The organism is Geobacillus uzenensis, assembly GCF_002217665.1.
Lineage (GTDB): Bacteria > Bacillota > Bacilli > Bacillales > Anoxybacillaceae > Geobacillus > Geobacillus subterraneus.
The window spans coordinates 160,501-180,833 of the sequence record NZ_NEWL01000006.1 but is presented as its reverse complement, the minus strand read 5'-3'; the positions used below and the strand labels follow the sequence as shown (position 1 = coordinate 180,833).

Genomic DNA, 20,333 nt, shown 5'->3' with positions numbered 1-20,333 from the left:
GTCGCCGGCCAAAGCCGGCATGGGGGAGGGGAGTTGACTAGGCAAAGGCGGTGAGATTCAGTTGGAGCGCATAAAAATTAACGCACGCCAGCTATTTGTGTTAATTGTGCTGTTCGAACACGGCAGCGCCATCGTCATTCCGCTCGGCGTGAGCGCCAAGCAAGATGTATGGATCGCCATTTTGCTCGGCTTGGCGCTCGGGCTGCTGTTGTTTTTCGTTTATCGCCAATTGTTCGAGTATTATCCCGACCAGCCGTTGACCGCTTATTTGCCGCAAATCGTCGGGGCGCCGCTCGGCAAACTGTTGGCGGTTGTCTATATTACATATTTTCTTTACATTGCCGCCCGTGTGCTGCGCGACTTTGGCGAACTGCTGCTGACGTTTGCCTACCCGGAAACGCCGTTGTTCGTGTTAAATGCCATTATGGCGCTGACCATTATGTATGGCGTCTATAAAGGGTTCGAGGTGTTGGCGCGCACCGGTGAGCTGTTTTTGACGGTGTTGTACTTTTTGGCGCTCGCCGGATTTATCCTTGTGTTTGTTTCCGGGCTGGTTGACGTGACCCAGCTGCAGCCGGTGTTGGAGGAAGGCTGGAGGCGGGTGTGGAAAACGGTGTTGACCGAAACGCTATATGTTCCGTTCGGAGAGATGATCGTGTTTACGATGCTGTTTCCATATATCAACAATCCGGTAAAAGTAGGAAGAGTCGGGGTCGCTGGCATGGTGCTGAGCGGAGTCAATTTGGCGATCATTATGGCGATCAATATGGCCGTCCTCGGTCCTGATGCGGCGTCGCGTTCGTCGTTTCCGCTTTTGGATACGATCCGCCGCATTCAAGTCGCTCACTTTTTAGAGCGGCTTGATGTCTTTTTTATGATTGCCCTGATTATTGGCGGGTTTTTTAAAGTCTCCATCTTTTTTTATGCCGGGGTCGTCGGGGCGGCCAACTTGTTTGGCATTTCGAGCTATCAGCGGCTCGTCTATCCGCTCGGGCTGCTCGTGCTGTTTTTGTCGGTCGCCATCGCCAGCAACTATGCGGAACATATTCATGAAGGATTAAAGATTGTCACGCTCTATCTGCACATCCCGCTGCAAATCATCATTCCGGTGCTCTTGCTTGTGATTGCGGCGATTCGCCGGCGGTTTGGACAATCAGCAAAATAAGAAAAACGGACTAGAAGATTTATGCGGCAGCAAGCAGGAAAAACCGCAAAAAAACACGAATACAACAATAACCTGTTCCTACGAGGAACAATGGGGCGAAATGTGGTGCTGAACATGCAACCCGAAGGCGGGGTGGAAACAACCCGGCGCCGATGCGCGTGTTTGTTTCGGGAAGCCGGTGTCAGCTAAAAGCGATGGATGTTGATTATAACAAAAAAGGGTTGAACGATGGTGAAAGCGAATGTACAGGCGATCGATCAGCTAGACGCGGAACAGTTGGGCAGCGGCATGGTGATGACCGACCATCAACTTTTGATTGTTGCGGTCAGCGAGCTGACGCCAAGATGGCTCGGATTTGCCAAACATGAATTAGTCGGGCAGCCGGTCGGCGTTCTGTTTTCAGCCGAGTGGTCGGCCGCGTTGTTAGATGGCATCGCCGAGGCGGTAAAAAAGGACGGATGTTGGCAAGGAGAAGCGCGCCATGTAGCGAAAAGCGGGAAAGCCTATACGAGTTGGATGAACGTCTATCGGCTATCAGGCAGCGAAGGGGAATGGCTCGTTTGGCGGTTTGCGGAACGGGATTGTGCGCTGCCTGCCGCCTCTTTGACGCCGGCGGAGGTGCTGCGCGCCATTTATGCTTCTGCGCCGTTTGCCGTTGTTCCGGTGAGAGCGGACGGGACGGTGCAAGATTGGGGCAACAGCGCTGAAACGCTGTTTGGACGCCGAAAAGAGGAAGCGGTCGGCCGCCCGATCTGGGAGCTTTTCCGCCATGGCGGTCAAACATCGCTTCCGTTTTCGCTCGAGAAGCGGCCATCCGGGGAAGGAATGGTGCAACGCGAAGACGGTACGCCGGTCCATATTGCCTACACGGTCATTCCGGTGTCCAGCTCAAGCGGGTATGTTGTCCTTGCGGAAGATATCACCAAGCGGAAACAAAAGGAGGCCGAGCGTCGGCGCCAAGTCGAGCTGGCGAAAAAAATCCAGCACAATTTGTTGACGCCGCTCATTCAAAATCAGGCGGTGACGATGGAAGCGGTTTATATTCCGTCCGATGATTTATCCGGCGATATTTACGCTTGTTACCAAATCGATTTATACCGCTATGGAGTGATCGTCATCGATGTGATGGGCCACGGCATTTCCTCGGCGTTAGTGAGCATGCTGCTCCGCTCGCTTTTGCGCGGATTGATCGTGCGCGTCATTGACCCCGTTTCCGTGGCGAGTGAGCTGGAGAAGCATGTGCAAAGCTTATTTCCGGATGAGGCAAATGACATCCGTTATTTGTTTTCGATGATTTACTTAGTCATTGATACGAAAGAGCGAAAAATTGAATACACGAACGCCGGCCATCCGGCCGGGCTGCTCGTCTTTGACGATGGAAGCGTGCACGAGCTCGATAAAGGCGGCCTGGCGATCGGCAGCCCGTTTTCTTTGCCGTTTGAAAAAGGGGTGATCGACTACGGCCGGCGAGCCCGGTTGCTGTTGTATACAGACGGCATTTTAGAGGAAATGGATCCGTCCATTTTGCAAAGCATCGAGAAAATTCGTACATGCACCCAAACGTACCGCCATTTGCCGGATAAACGTTTCCTAGAACAGTTAATTAGTCAAAGTCCTTCGCTCGCTCGTCCGTCCGATGACATTTGTTTGTTGTCAATTACAGTCCATGGGTAGGCGGGAGCCAACTTGATAGCCGAGTGGATGGTGCGCTGCGAGGCGAGCGAGGAGGCGATTGCATTTTGCGATCTGATCGCAGAGCAAGCCGCCTGGTTATTTGCTGTCCGCGATGCCGAATTGTTTGTGCTGGCGGTGCATGAGGCGGTAGTTAATGCCGTCAAAGCCGTCCGGCAGGCGGGATTGGAAGAGGGGGTCGTTTCGTTGTCTTTTTCTATGACAGACGATGAAGTGACGGTGGCGGTCGAGGATGACGGCGGCGGCATCCCACAGGAAACGATGGAACAACTCGGCGGAAAAACGCTCGCCGATGTGCTTCTCGCTGAATCGGGGCGCGGACTATTGCTTATTCATGAAATTATGGACGCGACGGCTTTAGTGGAGCGGGCAGGCGGGCGGCGGGTGCTGGTGATGAAAATGCAAAGAGCGCAACATAGACCGTTTTAGCCGGCGTCTCGGTGAACGCGGGCAGCGGGGGTGGGGCATGGCTGGTCAACGATAGGGGGATATGATGAAACAGCATCGGTTGTCGTTTGAACTTGAAATGGTTACGGAGTCTGCATACGAGTGCATTAAGCTGACCGGGCGGCTCGCTTATGATACACAGCTTGCCGCGGAACAAAAACTGGCGATGGCGGCAGTTGCCGTCAAACGCCGCCTTGTTTTGATCGATGTCAGCGGCCTCCAATTTTTGGACAGCACCGGGTTGGCGCTTCTTGTCCGCTTTTTCAAGCAAGTGGTCAGCGCCAGCCGGGCCATGGCCATGATCGTCCGGGATAATGCTGTGTTAGAAAAGATTTTGCTCATTGCCAAGCTTGACCGGCTATTGCCAATCGTTGCCGATGAGCAGCAGCTGCTGTCGCTCCCCCCGCTGCGCTTACCGGATTCAGTCGGCCAAGAGGAGCTCTATTCGGCATGGCGGAAATGCCGGCCGTAAACCGCCCTCGTTGGAACGGCGCTGTGACAAAAAGATGCCCGCGGTGGTTTGCAGCCGCCGGTGGGCAACTGTTGACTGGCAGCGAGAATGTTGGCGCTGCAAAACCCCAAGCGGCCATGATCGTCCGTTCGGGGTTTTTTTGTTCACATGGCAAACGGGTTCGGAAAGGCGCCATCATTGTCAAAAAAATGTTTCGAGTTTAGAATAAAACTAGGAAGAGAGGCAGCGTGCGGCCTGACGCCAAGGTCGGAACAGGAGAGGGGGGCGCAGCGTGCGGCGAGTGCTTGTTTATTTGCGGCCGTACCGGAAATGGATGGCCTTAGCGTGGCTGTTGATGTTGACAGAGCTGGCGATTGAACTTTGGCAGCCGCTGTTGATGGGAAAAATCATTGATGATGGCGTGATCAAACGGGATGTCACCGCCATTTTGACGTGGGGCGCCGTCATGCTTGGCGCCTCGCTGTTAGCGTTTGCCGCCGGCATCGCCAATTCGTTTGCTGCCGCTTACGTTGGACAGGAATACGGCTTTGCGCTGCGCACGGCGCTATTTGCCAAAATTCAGTCGTTTTCGTTAGCGCGCATTGAACAGCTGTCGGCGGCTTCGCTCATTACCCGGATGACAAACGACGTAACGCAAGTGCAAAACATGCTGTTTATGAGTTTGCGCATCGCCTTGCGTGCACCGCTGCTCGTCGTCTTTGGCGTCGGCATGGCGTTTGTCGTTCATTCCCGTTTAGCGCTTATTTTGGCAGTAGCTGTTCCGCTGTCGGCCGCTTTTTTATTGTGGGGGATGAAAAAGGCAGTATCATCGTTTTCCGCCGTCCAGCGGGCGTTAGACCGCGTCAACGGCGTGATGCGCGAAAATTTGGCCGGCATGCGCCTCATTAAGGCATGGATGCGGGGGGCCTATGAGCAAGAGCGGTTTGCAGCGGCAAACGATGCGCTGATGCGGCGGACGATGAGCGTGCTCCGTCTCGTCGAGACGATCGCGCCGGTATTATTGTTTGTCATGAACGCGGCCATCGTCGCGGTGCTGTTTTTTGGCCGCTTCGGTGTCGAGGCCAAGACGGCGAGCGCCGGGCAAGTCGTTGCAGTTGTCAACTATGCGACGCGGGCGACGGCCGCCTTATCCATGTTCACCTTTATTACGATGGCGTTGTCGCGGGCGCGCGCTTCAGCTGCCCGCCTTGCCGAACTGCTTGATGAGCCGAAAGAGCGAGGCGGAGCGGGCGGGATGAACGGACTGACAGTCCGGCGCGGCGAAATCCGGTTTGAGCACGTTTCGTTCCGCTACCCAAACAGCGGGCATGACGCCCTTTCCGACGTATCATTTGTCATCCGTCCGCAAGAAACGGCAGCGATTTTGGGGGCGACCGGATCCGGGAAATCGACGCTTCTTCAATTGATTCCCCGCTTGTATGAGCCAAGCGCCGGGCGGGTGTTGATTGACGGCATCGATGTACGCGAATTCTCGTTAGAGCAGCTGCGGGCGGCCGTCCGTTTCGTTCCGCAGGAAGTGCTGTTATTCTCCGGGACGATCGCCGATAACCTCCGGTTCGGCCATCCGGCGGCGACGGCGGAAGAGATGATGCGGGCGGCGGGCGATGCACAAATCCATGAAACGATCGCCAAGTTTCCCGATGGGTATGACGCCCTCGTAGGTCAAAAAGGCGTCAATTTATCAGGCGGGCAAAAGCAGCGGCTGTCGATCGCCCGCGCATTGGTCGGCGATCCGCACATTTTACTTTTGGATGACAGCACGAGCGCGCTCGATGCGGCGACGGAAGCGAAGCTGCTCGATGCATTGCGTCGGTATGCGTGCACGACGGTGATGGTGACGCAAAAGGTGAGCACGGCGATGGCGGCTGACACGATTTTGCTTTTGGAAGACGGCCGTTTAATCGCCCAAGGAAGCCACGAGCAGTTGCTGGCGACAAGCGAACTGTACCGGCGGATTGTCGCTACGCAGGAAGGAAAGAAGGGACAAAGCAATGTTACTACGCCATAGCCACCACGGAGCGCGCCTTGGGACAGGTCAGCGGGCAAAAAACAGCGCAGGCACATTGCGGCGGCTTTGGGCATTTATTGCCCCGCAAAAGCGGAAGCTGTTCGCAGCGGTGGCGATGGTCGTCGCCAGCTCGGCGCTGGCGCTTGCCGGTCCGTACATGATCGGCCGGATGATTGACGGGTATATTGTCGGGCGGAAGACGGACGGCTTCGTGCTGATGCTGCTTTTGCTTCTTGCCATTTATGCCGCCCTTGGCGCGGCGACGTTTTTGCAAAACTATTGGATGGTCGATGTTGCCCAACGGACGGTGCATGCGATCAGAAAGCGGCTGTTTCGCCATTTTCATGAGCTGCCGATTTCTTTTTTTGACCGCCGCCAGCAAGGCGAATTGATGAGCCGGATGACAAACGACATCGATAACATGAGCCAAACGTTTAACAGCACCGTCACCCAAGTGATCGCCAGTACGTTGACGCTGATCGGCGCGATGGCAGTGATGGTTTCACTTAGCATCGTGTTGACGGGCGTAACGCTCGTCGTTGTGCCGCTCATGTACGCCGGGATGCGCTGGATTACGCGCCGGACGCAGGCGCGCTTTCGCGAACAACAGCGCGCGCTTGGCGAGATGAACGGCTTTATTGAAGAGGTCATCTCCGGCCAAAAAGTCGTGAAGCTGTTTTCTCAAGAGAAGCGGATGGAAGCGGAGTTGGCGCGCAAAAACGCCGAGCTGAAACAGGCCGGGTTTTGGGCGCAAACGTATTCCGGCTTCATTCCGAAACTGATGAACTTTTTAAACAACTTGAGTTTCGCGCTTATTGCCGGCATCGGTGGATGGCTTGCGGCGAAAGGCGCCGTGTCAGTCGGCACGATCGTTGTATTTGCCGAATACGCCCGCCAGTTTACCCGCCCGCTCAACGATTTGGCCAACCAATGGAACACGTTGCTGTCCGCATTAGCCGGCGCGGAGCGGGTGTTGGAAATGTTGGATACCCCACGCGAAGCGGAAGATGAGCAGGAAGCGGAAGTGCTTGATCGGCTCGATGGGCATATCGAGTTTCGCGATGTGGTGTTTTCATACGACAAGCAGCGCCCCGCGCTTTGCGGCGTCACCTTTTCCGTTTCTCCTGGGGAAACCGTCGCGCTCGTCGGTCCGACTGGAGCGGGCAAAACGACGGTGCTTCAGCTGTTAACCCGCTTTTATGATCCGGACGCGGGGGCGATTTTCATCGATGGCCGCGACAGCCGGACGATCAGGCGGGCAAGCTTGCGCCGGCATATGGCGTTTGTGCTCCAAGATGCGTTTTTGTTTTCAGGAACGATTCGCGACAACATTCGCTACGGGCGGCTTGAGGCGACGGATGAAGAAGTGGAGGAAGCGGCGCGGAAGGCGAACGCCCATTCTTTTATTATGAAGCTGCCAAACGGCTATGACACCGTCTTGACGTCGGGCGGTGGGGGGATCAGCCAAGGACAGCGGCAGCTGTTGGCCATCGCCCGGGCGATGGTCGCTGACCCGTCCGTATTGATTTTGGATGAAGCGACGAGCAATATCGATACGGTGACGGAAGTGCGCATTCAAGAAGCGCTCGCGCGGCTGATGGACGGCCGGACATGTTTTGTCATCGCCCATCGGCTGAATACGATTCAACATGCTGACCGCATTCTCGTGTTGAACGAAGGCAAGGTGATTGAACAAGGAACGCACGAAGAGTTGTTGGCGGCGAGAGGCTTTTATTTCCATTTGTATCGCCGCTATGGGGAGCGCGGTGTGCAGCAAGCGTAGCGAGAAGAGAAAAAGGCGCCCCGACAGGCGAACGGAGTGCTGCAAAGCATGCAGGAGTGCCGTTCAAACAGGGGCGCCTGTTTTGTGATTGGCGATCTTTCGCAAGTTACGCTAAATAGGCGAACGATGTTATCTTAACGGTTTACCGTTTTCTCTCGTTGGTGAGGCGGTGAAGAAACGCTTCGCGCCAGCTCGTTGATAGGGCCGGGTGATGGGCGATTTGTTCTAGGGCTGCGATGTTGTCCCGCTCATGATAGTAAATGTGGTTTATATAGGCGATCGATAGCTCCCCGGCGCCACGCTCAATGAGGACCAGCGGGGCTTCCGGCTCGACGATGCCTTCTTTCAGCACCCGAAAATAAAATCCGCTTTTTCCCGTTTGACAGACGGCTTTCGGCAAATCCGGGAGCCGGTGGCGAAGGGCGAGTTTCGAACATGGCTGGCGCGGTTGCGACACTTGCACGAGCGCCGTGCCGGCGGCATAAATGTCGCCAAGACATGCATTTTCTTCGGTCAGTCCAGAGAGCGTCCAGTTTTCTCCAAACGAGCTTGGGGGAAACGGACGGGCATATTTCTGTTCCCAATAGGCGAAATGTTCTGATGGATAGGCGCAAATGGCTTTGTCTTCCCCGCCGTGATGGACAAGATCCGCTTGCCCGTCCCCGGCTACGTTTTGTTTGCCGACAGCGACCGGTCCGGCGACTGGCGTTTTGTAAATGCCGGTCACTAGCAGCTCGCCATGGACCTCCACTGTTTTTGGCTTTCCGATGTTAATCGAAAGGATTCGCATTCGTTTCACCCCCATACCGCCTCGACAATCAGCCGAAAAGAGGTGAGCTTGTCATGGAAATCGTATGTAATCGTAACGAGCATGATCTCTTCTGTTTCATACGCTTCGCTTAACCGGTATAATTCGTCTTTGACGCGCGCCGGGCTGCCGACGATCATTCGTCTCCGGTTGTCCGCGACCCGTTTGCGCTCGTACGGGCTGTACGGATACGCCGCGGCTTTTTCCGGGCTTGGCGTGCCGTTCACCGCCATCCCTTGCTCGATCATCAGCAGCGTCAAGTCGAGGCTGCCGGCAATCCATTCTGCTTTTTCATCAGTCTCGGCGCAAATCGCAAACACGGCGACCATCGCGCGCGGCTCGGCCAAATACGGAGATGGGGTAAATCGGTCACGATACAGTGTTGCATATTGTTCGCCGCCTTCGCCGTTAATAAATTGAGCGAACACGTACGGCAACCCTTTATCCGCTGCCAGCTTGGCCGTTTCCGAGCTCGAGCCGAGCAGCCATACATCAGGCGGCGATTGGACGATCGGCGTCGCTTTCACCCCATAAAGCGGATGCACCGGCGGAAGGGTGTCATACAAGTAGCCGAGCAAGTCATCGATTTGCTCCGGATAGCGGTCGACCGGTCGGCGTCTGTCGCCTTGCAGGGCGATCGTCGCCCGCGGCATGCCGCCGGGCGCCCGCCCGATGCCTAAGTCAACACGGCCGGGGTGGAGTCCGGCAAGGACGTGGAAATTTTCCGCTACCTTATAAGGGCTGTAATGCGGCAACATCACGCCGCCGGAGCCGATGCGGATGCGCGACGTTTTCGCCCCGATATGGCCGAGCAGCACTTCCGGGGATGAGCCGGCGAGGCTGTTCGTGTCATGATGCTCGGACACCCAAAACCGCTGATAGCCGAGCTCTTCGACAAATTGGGCGAGCCGGACGGTGTTTTCAAGCGCCGTTTCCGCCGTCATGCCTTCGGCGATCGGCGATTGGTCAAGGACGCTGAGCTCGAGCGCCATCATCGTTCCTCCTCTTTGTTCAAGGTGCAAATAGATAGTTCTTATTATGCGCGGTTTGGCTCTGTTTTGTCCATTGATTTGCCTAGTCTCGCAGCGAGACCAAAAAATAGTCCGCCGTTTTTGGCGGCGGACTGGGCAAGGAAGGAGTCCAATAGGCGGCCTGCCCGCTTGCGGTCGGCCGCTAAGCCTAAAGGTGGATCGACTCTTTCTGTTCGGCCGTTTGACGACGGGCTTTTTGGCTGCGCCCGGGGAAGAAGGAATGAAACAGCTGTTTCACGCTGTCAACGATAAATGAACACCGTTCGTATAGCGCCTCTTTTAAGCTGTCAAGCTGACGGGTGATTTTGTATTGCGCCGCTTCCTGCGCTTCGAGCCGTTCGATCACCGTCTGATGAAAGACATGCTGCAGCTCGAGCTGGTCGATCAGCTTTTGGTACAGTTTTTCTTGCCCTTCAAGGCGGGCGGCCATCCCTTCGGCCAGCTGTTCCCGCTCGGCCGTCCGCTGTTCGAGTCGGCGCACCGCTTCGCTTTGCACGGTCAACGCTTCAATGACGGCTTGGCGCGCTGTTTTTTCTTTTGCAAATTGTTCTTCCCATGTACGCTGCCGCTCGCTTTCTGTTTGCTGCTGGATGAGGAGCGATTGCTCAAGGCGAACGAGTATGTTGGTGAATTCGGCTTGCTCTTTCTGTCTGGCAGCGAGGGTTTGTTCGATGCGTGCGAGCGCTGCCGTCCACTGTTCGCTTCGCTGTGCCTGCTGTTGTTGTCCGGCTTCAGCGGATCGCTCAAGGCGAGCGAGCGCTTCGGCGAGCTCCCGATAGAGCTTTGTTTGCTCCGCTTGCCCCGCTGTCATCGTCTGCCTGAGATCAGCGAGCGCCTGAACGAGCTGCCCGCCAAGCTTTGTCTGTTCCTCCTGTCCGGCGACAAGCGATTGTTCAAGGTGGGCGAAGGCGCCAGCTGTCTGCTCGCACTGTTGCGCCTGTTTCATTTTCCCCTCTTCGACCGCCCGCTCGAGCCGGGCGAGCGTTTCTGCCAGCTGTTCAAATAACTGTTTTTGCTCGTCGAGCAGTTCGTCTGCGGCCGTTCGGCGGTGGTAGAACATGACGTGTGAGGATGGAGGAGGAGCCGCGCTGTATACACGGGGATTCATTTGCTTGTTCATGTAAATCAATGGCATAAAAACCTCCTTTCCATTCGCCTATGTGGCATCATATGCGATGCCTGTTTGTTCGGTTTGGGCGGCATATTTGTAGGGAGGTCTGCCCTTTGGTATAATGAGGAAGAAAAAAGGAGAGAAAGGGTGTTCACGATGCCAGCCGTTGAATCGAACATGTTTCCGCTTGGCAAACAGGCGCCGCCGTTTGCTCTCACGAACGCCGTTGATGGCCGACTCGTCCGCCTTGACGATGTAAAATCGGATGTCGCGACCGTCATTATGTTTATTTGCAACCATTGTCCGTTTGTGAAACATGTACAGAACGAACTCGTCCGCTTAGCGAACGACTACATGCCAAATGGGGTGTCGTTTGTCGCGATCAACGCCAACGACGCTGAACAATATCCGGAGGACTCGCCGGAAAACATGAAAAAGGTGGCCGAAGAGCTCGGCTATCCGTTCCCGTACTTATACGATGAGACGCAGGAAGTGGCGAAAGCATACGACGCCGCCTGCACCCCGGATTTTTACATTTTTGACCGCGAACTGAAATGCGTCTATCGCGGCCAGCTTGACGATTCGCGCCCAAACAACGGCATTCCGGTCACCGGAGAATCGATTCGCGCGGCGCTTGACGCCTTGCTAGCGGGTCGTCCGGTGCCGGAAAACCAAAAGCCGAGCATCGGCTGCAGCATTAAATGGAAGCCAACGTCGTAAAAAACGATTGACATTTCGTGATCAAACAGGTATGATGGAAAAAGCGTCATTCGTTCGTCAAGAAATCGTCACTGCCGTGCCGTTGCTTCGCGAGTGCAACCGGGCACGGCTTTTTTGCTGCCGCCAATCGCTAGACAAATTCACACTGGCGCCGCTTCGGAGCGGCAAGGATGGATGAGAGGCAGGGCTTCCATTGTTTTTGTTTCATCCTTTGAGTTTTCATAATTTGCATTATGTAAACAAAAAGGGGAGCGAGGAGATGGCAAAACGACGATATCGGGTGTTTGTGTATGGAACGTTGCTGACCGGTGAGGACAACCATCATGTCGCCGCTCCGTACGTTCTCGCCGTATGCCCAGGGAAAGTAAACGGCCGTTTATACAACGTCGGCTCGTACCCCGCCCTTGTGCTCGGAGAAGACGGGGAAGTGGAAGGGGAATGGCTGACGGTGACGGAAGAGGGGCTCAAAGCGATGGATGAGCTCGAAGACTATGCGGAAGGGCGGGACGACAATGAATACGAGCGGGTATGGGTTCGGGATGCCTGTCAGCCGGTTGAAGGGTATGTGTACGTTTATCCTCCGGAAAAAGCGGCCGGCTTGCCGCCCATCCCGTCCGGATCATGGCGGCGGCGTGAGGAGAAAATGTAACATCGATAGCGAGTGACGAAGAACAGCTTGACGGAAACGATCGTTCCCCAAGCTGTTTATTTTTTTGCATAAATATCCATTTCCCTCTCTTTATTTGAAAGCGATTGCAAAAAACGTTATAAAAATACAGAAAAATTGATGAAAAAGGGTTGCCAAACGGCCGCTCTTTTTCTATAATAAAATCATGTTAGAAAAATAAACGCACGAATGTGAGGTAATGTGACATGTCAAAAACGTTCGTTTCCTCTACACAAGCGGGGTTGTTGGAACAAATTAAAGAAACGATCAAACAAAAAAACGTTGAGCTTCTCCATTTGCAGTTTGTCGACATTGAAGGAATTTTAAAACATGTAACGGTGACGGCGGAACAGCTTGATGACGTCGTCGAAGGAAAAATCATGTTTGACGGTTCGTCGATCAAAGGGTTTTCGCCGATCAATCGTTCCGACTTGTACCTTGTTCCAGATGTAAATACGTTTGCGGTGTTGCCGTGGACGGTCGAAGAGGGCTATGCGGAAGCGCGCTTCCTCTGCTCGGTCGCTAACCCGGACGGCACGCCGTTTGAAGGCGATCCGCGCAACGTGCTGAAAAAAACGGTTGAGCGAGCAGCAGAAAAAGGATATACGATTTCGGTCGGCCCGGAGCTCGAATTTTTCCTGTTCAAAGCGGATGAAAATGGCAACCCGACGCTTGAACTCCATGATAACGGCGGGTATTTTGAACCGTCCCCGAAAGACTTGGGTGAACGCGTTCGTCTCGAAATTTACCGCGCCCTCAAAGCGATGGGCTTTACGATTGAAGCATCGCACCATGAAGTAGCGGAAGGACAGCATGAAATCAACTTCAAATATGCGGATGCGCTCGGCGCGGCGGACAACGCGACGACATACAAATGGGTTGTCAAAACGATCGCCGGCAAATTCGGCCTTCACGCGACGTTTATGCCGAAACCGGTGTTTGGCATCAACGGTTCGGGGATGCATGTGAACATTTCTCTATTTAAAGACGGGGAAAATGCGTTTTTTGATCCAAACGACGCTAACCAGCTGTCGGAAACAGCGTACCAGTTTATCGCCGGTTTGTTGAAAAACGTGAAAAACTTTGCTGCGGTGACAAACCCGCTCGTCAATTCGTATAAACGGCTTGTGCCAGGATATGAAGCACCTTGCTACATCGCATGGTCGGCTTCCAACCGTTCGGCGCTCATCCGCATCCCGGCGAAGCGCGGCATGGCAACGCGCGTCGAGCTGCGCTGCCCGGATCCGTCGGCCAACCCGTACTTGGCATACGCCATCATCGCAGCAGCAGGCCTTGACGGTGTGGAAAAAGGCTTAACGCCTCCAGCGGCGATTGATGAAGACATTTTCCATATGCCAGAAGAACGCCGCGCCGAACTTGGCATCGACAACTTGCCGGAAAACTTAGGCGCTGCCATCGCGGCATTCGAAGGCGGTGAAATCGGCCGTGCGACGCTCGGCGAGCATGTATTCAATGAATACGTGGCGATGAAAAAAGAAGAATGGAACAGTTACCGCACGGCGGTTCATACGTGGGAAATCGAACAATATCAAGGGAAGTTTTAACATAATTCCGAAAGAAGTCTCCCACTTCAAGCAAAGCTAAGTGGGAGTAGTTCACTAGGGCAAACAAAGGGCGCTCTGCAGTTCAGGGCGCCCTTTTTCTATCAAACTTCTTTATATGACAATCATCGGTTTGCAAGCGGCCGTTTTCCGATCGAGGCGGCGAACGAAGTTTGTTTCATAAAAACCATCGGTCAGTGATCGCGCCACGGCAAAACTTGCGCATTTTTCGCGCACCACAGACAAGAACGGCAAGTGAATGGCCGAATTTTTTATTTTTTCAAAATTCATAGTTGACAACTATGAATAGTTGGAATTAAATTAAATACATCATCTATCCATTCAAACGTTGCAAACGGAGGGAGAAAGGTGAAAAAGTGGATTGTGTTTGTGTTCGTTGGCTTTATCGCCCAGCTCATTGACGGATCACTCGGAATGGCGTACGGCGTCACGTCAACGACGCTCTTATTGACGTTCGGCATCGCCCCGGCTGTCGCGTCGGCGTCCGTTCATCTCGCGGAAGTCGTGACGACCGCGGCATCGGGTGCATCCCATTGGAAATTTGGCAACGTTGACCGCGCAATGGTGGTTAAGCTCATTATTCCTGGGTCGGTCGGTGCGTTTGTTGGGGCGTGCTTTTTAAGCAAGTTGCCAGGGGATTTGATTAAACCGTACATCTCGTTGTTTTTGTTAACGCTTGGCTTCTATATTATTTACCGGTTTTTGTTTTTAAACGGCCGTTCGCTGTCCAAACCGGAAAAACAATGGTCAAACAGGCAGCTCATCCCGCTCGGGTTGGCGGCTGGGTTCCTTGATGCGACCGGCGGCGGAGGCTGGGGTCCGATCGCGACGCCGGTGTTGTTGGCGAATAAAAGCATGGAAACGCGCAAAGTCATCGGCACAGTCGATACGTCCGAATTTGCCATCGCGTTGTCGGCGACATTAGGATTTGCGATTTCCCTTGGCTGGGAGCAAGTCGACTGGTACTGGGTGCTGACGCTTATGGCCGGCGGCATCGTTGCGGCACCAATTGCTGCCTGGCTCGTGCGCAAGTTGCCGTCCCATTTGCTCGGAGTGCTCGTTGGGGGATTAATCATTTTGACGAACGTCCGCACACTCCTCCACGCTTGGGAGGTATCAGCGTCGGTGTATTCGGCCGTTTATGGGCTGATCGTTATGGGATGGGCCGCCGCGGTATGGCTGGCGATAAGAAACAGGAGGAAAGGAAAAGTAGCCAGCGGTGAGATGGCGTCATAAGCAATCACGGAAGTTTAGCTCATAACTGTTCGAGTCATATGATCGTTACGTATCGGTTATTGTACGGGATGAATGGTTATGAGACACAAAGCAAGCAACCGCTAGGCTCCTTATTTGACCAATGTACGCACTTGATTTTGGACGCTATCTGTTTGCAATACGCGAACAATCAACAAGTTGAGCACCAAAAAGCATTTCAACGGCATAGTAATTTGGCATAAGTATAAGTAAAAGGAGCTCCAAGTCAAAAGGTGGCGTGGGGCTCTTTTGATTTGTGAAAAGTGAAATTGTTGGTTGATTTGTGTGAGGGTCATTGGTAGCGCGAATTCTATCTTTATGTTAGAATATTCTGCACACAAAATATGAGAGGGAGGAGAACAATGACAAAGCCGGTTGATCTTGGTTACCGTATGTCGCTCATCGACTTATACGACTTGCGCATGCCGCAGCGCACCGGTACATACGTGCTTCATGAAGAAAACGTGGCGGTGATTGAAACGGGGCCGAGCCCATCGGTGCCGCATTTGCTTGCTGGGTTGAAAGCGCTTCAGATCGATCCGACCGATATTCGCTATATCATCGTTACCCATATTCATTTGGATCATGCGGGCGGTGTGGGGCTGTTGCTTGAGCATTGCCCGAACGCCACGGTTGTCGTTCATCCGAAAGGGAAGCGGCATTTGGCCGATCCGTCGCGTTTGATCGCTGGAGCGAAGGCGGTATACGGGGCGCAATTTGACGCCCTCTTTGATCCGATTGTTCCGGTTCCGGAAGAGAGACTGATCGTCAAAGAGGATGGGGAAACGCTTGTGCTGAGTGCGGAGCGGACGCTCACGTTTTACGATACGCCGGGACATGCGAACCACCATTTTTCGATTTATGATTCATACAGCGGCGGTGTGTTTACCGGCGATACGATCGGTGTTTTTTATCCGCAGCTGCAAGAGGCGGGGCTTGCGTTTTGCCTGCCGTCGACTTCGCCCAACCAGTTTGACCCTGAAGCGATGGAACGATCGGCCGAGCGGCTCGAGAAGCTGAACCCGACGCGCATCTATTTCGGTCATTTTGGCGCGCTCGATCAACCAGGGGAGGCGTTCCGGCAGCTCCGTTTTTGGCTGCCGAAGTTTGTTGCGGCCGGAAACGAAGCGATCGCCCGCCATCCTGAGGCGCCGGTGGCCGAACAGGCGAAAGCGGCCGCGCAACGGTTGCGTCATGACATCATCGCGTTTCTGAACGAACACGGCGTCCCGTCCTCTTCGCCAGCCTATGCCGCGATTGAGCTCGACTTGCAAGTGTGTGCGATGGGGATCATCGATTATTGGAAAAAGAAGCAGCAATAGCTGATTCCGTTCTGCTTGGCCGAGTGGCCAAGCTTTTTTTGTAAACAGGAGATTAGGTATTGTCCGCCTTATTTGTGTATGATAAAAGATAACGAAAAACAATGAAAGGATGGTTGCATGCGACCTAGACCTGGCATTGTGGCGCTTGTGATCGCTGTTGCCGCGCTATCTGCGGTGCTTTGGCTCGGCGGTCTCGCCCTGGCGGTGCAAGACCAGTTTTTTACGGCCGCGAAGCCGCCGGTCGAGCAAAAGCAGCCGCCAGCCAACGAAATAAAGGAGCGCGATGAGGAGATTGACATTGTCGCTTTAGGCGACTCGTTGACGCGGGGAACGGGCGATGAAAGCGGCAAAGGGTATGTCGGCTATATGGTCGATGATCTTCGAAAACAGTCGGATGCATCGATTCGCGTCACGAACTTGGCGATTCGCGGCCTGCGCTCCGATGGCTTGCTTCGCCAGCTCGGCCAGCCTGAGATTCAGCGGCAAATCGCCATGGCCGATCTGATTGTGATGACGATCGGCGGCAATGATCTGTTTCGGGGCGGAGAAGCGCTTGAGTTGAATATGAAAGAGCTGAATGCGGCGAAACGGCAGTATGTCGCGAACCTTGACCGCATTTTTGCCATGCTCCGGCGCCTGAACAGCGGAGCGGTCATTTTTGCGATCGGCTTGTACAATCCGTTCAGCGATTTAGATGATGCCAAACGAACGTCAGCCGTCGTCCGAGACTGGAACTTTGCCTCGGCAGAAGTGGCAGCCCGTTATCCGAACATCGTCGCGGTGCCGACGTTTGATTTATTTGCTTTGCATGTCAACGACTATTTGTACAGCGACCATTTCCATCCAAACAAAGAGGGGTACAAGCGGATCGGAGAGCGCGTCGCTTCACTCATTACGCTGACGGAGGAGAATGGTCGATGACGAAACAGGTGACGTTAGCAGTCAACGAACTGCGGAAAACGATTCGCGGCAAAGAAATTATTCAAGGCATTTCGTTTGAATTGCACGAAGGGGAAGTGTTCGGCTTTTTAGGGCCGAACGGGGCGGGCAAAACGACAACGATCCGCATGCTTGTCGGGCTCATTCGGCCGACATCCGGGACGGTGGTGATCGGCGGATATGACCTTCACCGCCAGTTTACCGAGGCGATCCGCCAAATCGGCTGCATCGTCGAAAATCCGGAAATGTACCCGTACTTAACGGGGTGGGAAAACCTCGAACATTTCGCCCGCATGATGCCCGAAGTCGGCGCGGAGCGGATCATGGAAGTGGCGAGGCTCGTCGGGCTTGAGCAGCGCATTCACGACCGGGTGAACACGTATTCGCTCGGCATGCGGCAGCGGCTCGGCATCGCCCAGGCGCTGCTCGGGAAACCGAGGGTGCTGATTTTGGATGAGCCGACCAACGGCCTTGATCCGGCCGGCATCCGCGAAATGCGCGCCTTTATTCGCTTTTTGGCAAAAACGGAAGGGCTGAGCGTTCTCGTGTCATCGCACTTGTTAAGCGAAATTCAGCTCATGTGCGACCGCGTTGCCATTATGGCAAAAGGGCGGCTGCTGGCCGTCGATACGGTCGAGCGGCTGTTAAACGAACAGGCGCGCGTTGTTTGGAAAGCCACTCCGGCTGACAAGGCGCGGGCACTGCTCGCTGAAGAAACGGAAGTGCTGCGGGCGGACGAGGAGGAGATTGTTACGCCGTATGAGCCAGCCAAGCTCGCTGACTGGAACGCTAAGCTCGTCCACGCCGGGGTGGCGGTCGCTGAGATTGAACCGCGGCTGCCGACGCTCGAAGATTTGTTTATCGAGCTGACAGGGGGCGAAACGATTGAGTAAGCTCGTGTACAATGAAATGCTGAAAATTGTCCGAAAAAAGCGGCTATGGGTGATCGCCGCCATCGTGGCGGTGCTCGTCGCCTTATTTACATACGCCCAATACCGGGAGGCGGAGGAGCTGAAAAAGCGGCTTGGCACGACCGACTGGCGGACGCAGCTGCAGCAGCAAATCGTCGACTTGCAAAACCGCCTCCAGTCGCCGAGCATGTCCGAGGAGTGGCGCAAATATTTGCAAATCCGCCTAAAGCAGCAACAATATTACCTAGAGCATGACATTAACCCGTCTGCTCCCGGTGCCCCGACGTTTATGCGCATTTTTATCGAAAACGCCATCGATTTGTTTTTGCCGCTGCTCGTGATGGTGGTGGCGGCTGATCTCGTCTCGTCGGAGGCGAGCGCCGGAACGATCAAGCTGCTTCTCGTCCGTCCGGTGAAACGGTGGAAAGTGCTGCTCAGCAAATATATCGCTCTATTGTTGTCTGTATCGTTTATTATGTTGACGGCCGCGGTGTTGTCGTATGTCATTTCCGGCCTTGTGTTCGGGTACGGCGGCTTTCATCTGCCGCTATTGACCGGATTTGTCCCTCAAGGGGAGGATCTCGATACAACGAACGTTCATATGATTCCGCAATGGAAGTACGTGCTTATTGAGCTCGGTCTAGCAGCGTTTGTCAGCGTTGTTGTCGGCACGTTGACGTTTATGCTTTCCGTACTCTTGCGCAGCACAGCCGCGGTGATGGGCATTATGCTGGCGGCGCTCATTTCCGGCGCCATTTTATCCAATATGGTGTCGTCATGGCATTCGGCGAAATATTTGTTTATGGTTAATTTGCGCCTTACCGACTATATTAAAGGAACGGCGCCGCCGGTGGAAGGGATGACGCTCGGCTTTTCGATGGCGGTGCTGGCCGTTTGGGGGCTTATCGCCCTCATCGTCGCTTTTGTTGTTTTTACGCGTCGGGATGTGTATTGAGAAGCAACAAACACCCGCGGGGGAATCCCCGCGGGTGTTTCAGCGAGCGTTCATGCGTCCGGATCTTCAGCGACTTCGCTTCCGTATGCGGGCGATTGTTTAGGAACCGCCGCCCTGATGCCGACCGCCGATGGGAAGCTGACATTTTTGTTTTGCGCCGCTGTCAGCGGCCGCCTGCCTTCTCATCCCGGATGCCGGCGAGGCCGAGCGCATGATGATCCCATAACAGCCGTTCGATCATTGGCCATTGCGTTTCATCACAGCGGATGAGGAGCACGATTTCCGCGCGCATGTTCGTTTGGCGGCGCGCTGTGTTTCGGTTGAGCCACCATTTCAACAACAGGCCGAACCCGATGCCGCCCACCGCCCCGATAATGCCCCAAATGATCGGCCCCCATGTTAACACATAGCCGTAAATCGAACCGAGCAGCATGAAACATGTTCCAAAAATCGCGGCTAAATCAAGGAAGCTGAAGCCGTCAGCACGGTGGATCGAATCGAGCAGCTGCGGTGGTTCTGTACGGCGATCAAGGGGAACAGCGAACAGATGGTGCGGGGCGATCCCTTTTTGGCGGAGGGCGGAAATCGCCAGCTCCACGAACAAATGATTTTCAAAAGTGGCGACGACAATCATGAAACAGCCTCCTAATCAAACCGGCCACGGGAATTGTTTCGGCTGGCAGCGGCGGCGCAAATAGTTGGATAACTCTTTTTCAAACAGTTTGTTGTACTCGACGGCTGAAACGTATGCATCGTAAAAGATGAATGAATAAATGGACGGCAAATACAACGCCCACTGCATATTTAAGGTGCGCACCGCCTCATCAAACCGGCCGGTCAGCGTATCAATAATCGCCTCCGGCAAGTGGGCCAAATAGGAAACGATGATCGTAAAGGCGAAAACGAACAAACCGGTGATCACTTTATGGACGTATAAATGACCAAGCCCTGGAGCGAGCACCGACCAGGCGAGCGCCAGCCATGGTTCGCGTTTGTCTAAGTAATTGATGTCCCAAACCCCTATGCGAATAGGAGGGATCGGCGCATCTTCCCGGTCAGCGAGCAAATACAGCTTATTCATATCGACCGAGCCGCGATAGCTGTCCCAAATGCCGTATACGTAGATCGCAACATAAAACATGAGCCATCGTTCATCGAGCACCGCTTTTGCCTTTTCAAAGTCACCAAGGAGCGAGTATAATATACCTGTGTTTACGTGCGCTTTTGTATTGATAAACAGCTCCCAAACGATTAAAATAAAAGCCGTGGCGTAACGGTGCTGCATTAAATTGCCGAACCCGGGAAACGAAAACGAGAAAAAGGCGACGACCAGCGGGTGGCGCAAATGGATATGGGTTGTGGTAAACTGCGACAAATGAGCCCGTTTGCGTCGCGCTGGTGGAATGAGTTTCACGAAACCGCCCCCTTTTCGATGTTGCCGCACGACTGCCGTGTCTTTAGTATA

Annotated in this window: 19 protein-coding genes; 14 read left to right on the top strand and 5 right to left on the bottom strand. The window is 54.3% G+C overall.

Translation table 11 applies throughout. The features are described 5' to 3' along the window. The first annotated feature begins 61 nt into the window (after window positions 1-61). The 6 genes from B9L21_RS08335 to B9L21_RS08305 all read left to right on the top strand — a co-directional run bounded on the left by B9L21_RS08335 (window position 62) and on the right by B9L21_RS08305 (window position 7,567). Entirely contained in the window at window positions 62-1,165 is a 1,104-nt protein-coding gene (locus tag B9L21_RS08335; protein WP_063165976.1) for a GerAB/ArcD/ProY family transporter, read from the top strand. 228 nt (window positions 1,166-1,393) lie between these two features. After that, the gene (locus tag B9L21_RS08330) at window positions 1,394-2,839 is read left to right on the top strand and encodes a SpoIIE family protein phosphatase (protein ID WP_063165975.1); all 1,446 of its coding nucleotides are present in this window, start codon (window positions 1,394-1,396) and stop codon (window positions 2,837-2,839) included. 12 nt (window positions 2,840-2,851) lie between these two features. Beyond that, window positions 2,852-3,286 (top strand): ATP-binding protein, encoded by a 435-nt coding sequence (locus B9L21_RS08325; protein WP_023817603.1) that lies wholly within the window; start codon window positions 2,852-2,854, stop codon window positions 3,284-3,286. Window positions 3,287-3,350: 64 nt separating this feature from the next. Beyond that, on the top strand, window positions 3,351-3,776 hold the full coding sequence (locus B9L21_RS08320; protein WP_063165974.1) for an STAS domain-containing protein: 426 nt from the start codon (window positions 3,351-3,353) through the stop codon (window positions 3,774-3,776). A gap of 271 nt (window positions 3,777-4,047) precedes the next feature. After that, the gene (locus tag B9L21_RS08310) at window positions 4,048-5,784 is read left to right on the top strand and encodes an ABC transporter ATP-binding protein (protein ID WP_063165972.1); all 1,737 of its coding nucleotides are present in this window, start codon (window positions 4,048-4,050) and stop codon (window positions 5,782-5,784) included. After that, entirely contained in the window at window positions 5,768-7,567 is a 1,800-nt protein-coding gene (locus B9L21_RS08305; protein WP_063165971.1) for an ABC transporter ATP-binding protein, read from the top strand. The genes B9L21_RS08310 and B9L21_RS08305 overlap by 17 nt, the downstream gene beginning before the upstream one ends. 142 nt (window positions 7,568-7,709) lie before the next feature. Here the strand turns inward: B9L21_RS08305 and B9L21_RS08300 are convergent, their stop codons facing one another. The 3 genes from B9L21_RS08300 to B9L21_RS08290 all read right to left on the bottom strand — a co-directional run bounded on the left by B9L21_RS08300 (window position 7,710) and on the right by B9L21_RS08290 (window position 10,541). Continuing rightward, window positions 7,710-8,357: an MOSC domain-containing protein gene (locus B9L21_RS08300; RefSeq protein WP_063165970.1), complete on the bottom strand. Its 648-nt coding sequence runs from the start codon at window positions 8,355-8,357 to the stop codon at window positions 7,710-7,712. Between the two features lie 5 nt (window positions 8,358-8,362). Continuing rightward, on the bottom strand, window positions 8,363-9,367 hold the full coding sequence (locus B9L21_RS08295) for an LLM class flavin-dependent oxidoreductase (protein WP_063165969.1): 1,005 nt from the start codon (window positions 9,365-9,367) through the stop codon (window positions 8,363-8,365). Between the two features lie 187 nt (window positions 9,368-9,554). Next, window positions 9,555-10,541 (bottom strand): hypothetical protein, encoded by a 987-nt coding sequence (locus tag B9L21_RS08290; RefSeq protein WP_225995640.1) that lies wholly within the window; start codon window positions 10,539-10,541, stop codon window positions 9,555-9,557. A gap of 132 nt (window positions 10,542-10,673) precedes the next feature. Between B9L21_RS08290 and B9L21_RS08285 the strand changes: the two genes are divergently transcribed. The 8 genes from B9L21_RS08285 to B9L21_RS08245 all read left to right on the top strand — a co-directional run bounded on the left by B9L21_RS08285 (window position 10,674) and on the right by B9L21_RS08245 (window position 18,868). After that, a complete protein-coding gene (locus B9L21_RS08285; protein ID WP_063167356.1) occupies window positions 10,674-11,237 on the top strand; it encodes a thioredoxin family protein in 564 nt (187 codons plus the stop codon). A gap of 259 nt (window positions 11,238-11,496) precedes the next feature. Beyond that, window positions 11,497-11,886 (top strand): gamma-glutamylcyclotransferase, encoded by a 390-nt coding sequence (locus B9L21_RS08280; RefSeq protein ID WP_063165968.1) that lies wholly within the window; start codon window positions 11,497-11,499, stop codon window positions 11,884-11,886. A 224-nt stretch (window positions 11,887-12,110) separates the two neighbouring features. After that, window positions 12,111-13,469 carry a type I glutamate--ammonia ligase gene (glnA, locus tag B9L21_RS08275; RefSeq protein WP_063165967.1) on the top strand — a complete coding sequence of 453 codons (1,359 nt, stop codon included), beginning with the start codon at window positions 12,111-12,113 and terminating at the stop codon, window positions 13,467-13,469. Window positions 13,470-13,835: 366 nt separating this feature from the next. Further along, complete coding sequence (locus tag B9L21_RS08270) at window positions 13,836-14,723, top strand: sulfite exporter TauE/SafE family protein (RefSeq protein ID WP_063165966.1); 888 nt, start codon at window positions 13,836-13,838, stop codon at window positions 14,721-14,723. A 380-nt stretch (window positions 14,724-15,103) separates the two neighbouring features. After that, window positions 15,104-16,063 (top strand): MBL fold metallo-hydrolase, encoded by a 960-nt coding sequence (locus B9L21_RS08260; protein ID WP_063165965.1) that lies wholly within the window; start codon window positions 15,104-15,106, stop codon window positions 16,061-16,063. Between the two features lie 117 nt (window positions 16,064-16,180). Beyond that, window positions 16,181-16,984: an SGNH/GDSL hydrolase family protein gene (locus B9L21_RS08255; protein ID WP_063165964.1), complete on the top strand. Its 804-nt coding sequence runs from the start codon at window positions 16,181-16,183 to the stop codon at window positions 16,982-16,984. Then, the gene (locus B9L21_RS08250; protein ID WP_063165963.1) at window positions 16,981-17,895 is read left to right on the top strand and encodes an ABC transporter ATP-binding protein; all 915 of its coding nucleotides are present in this window, start codon (window positions 16,981-16,983) and stop codon (window positions 17,893-17,895) included. The genes B9L21_RS08255 and B9L21_RS08250 overlap by 4 nt, the downstream gene beginning before the upstream one ends. Then, entirely contained in the window at window positions 17,888-18,868 is a 981-nt protein-coding gene (locus B9L21_RS08245; protein ID WP_063165962.1) for an ABC transporter permease, read from the top strand. The genes B9L21_RS08250 and B9L21_RS08245 overlap by 8 nt, the downstream gene beginning before the upstream one ends. A gap of 163 nt (window positions 18,869-19,031) precedes the next feature. On the opposite strand, the gene B9L21_RS08240 is transcribed toward B9L21_RS08245, so the two are convergent. Then, window positions 19,032-19,502, bottom strand: a complete 471-nt coding sequence (locus tag B9L21_RS08240) for a hypothetical protein (protein ID WP_063165961.1) — start codon at window positions 19,500-19,502, stop codon at window positions 19,032-19,034. A gap of 15 nt (window positions 19,503-19,517) precedes the next feature. After that, window positions 19,518-20,282 carry a hypothetical protein gene (locus B9L21_RS08235; RefSeq protein ID WP_063165960.1) on the bottom strand — a complete coding sequence of 255 codons (765 nt, stop codon included), beginning with the start codon at window positions 20,280-20,282 and terminating at the stop codon, window positions 19,518-19,520. Between the last annotated feature and the right edge of the window lie 51 nt (window positions 20,283-20,333).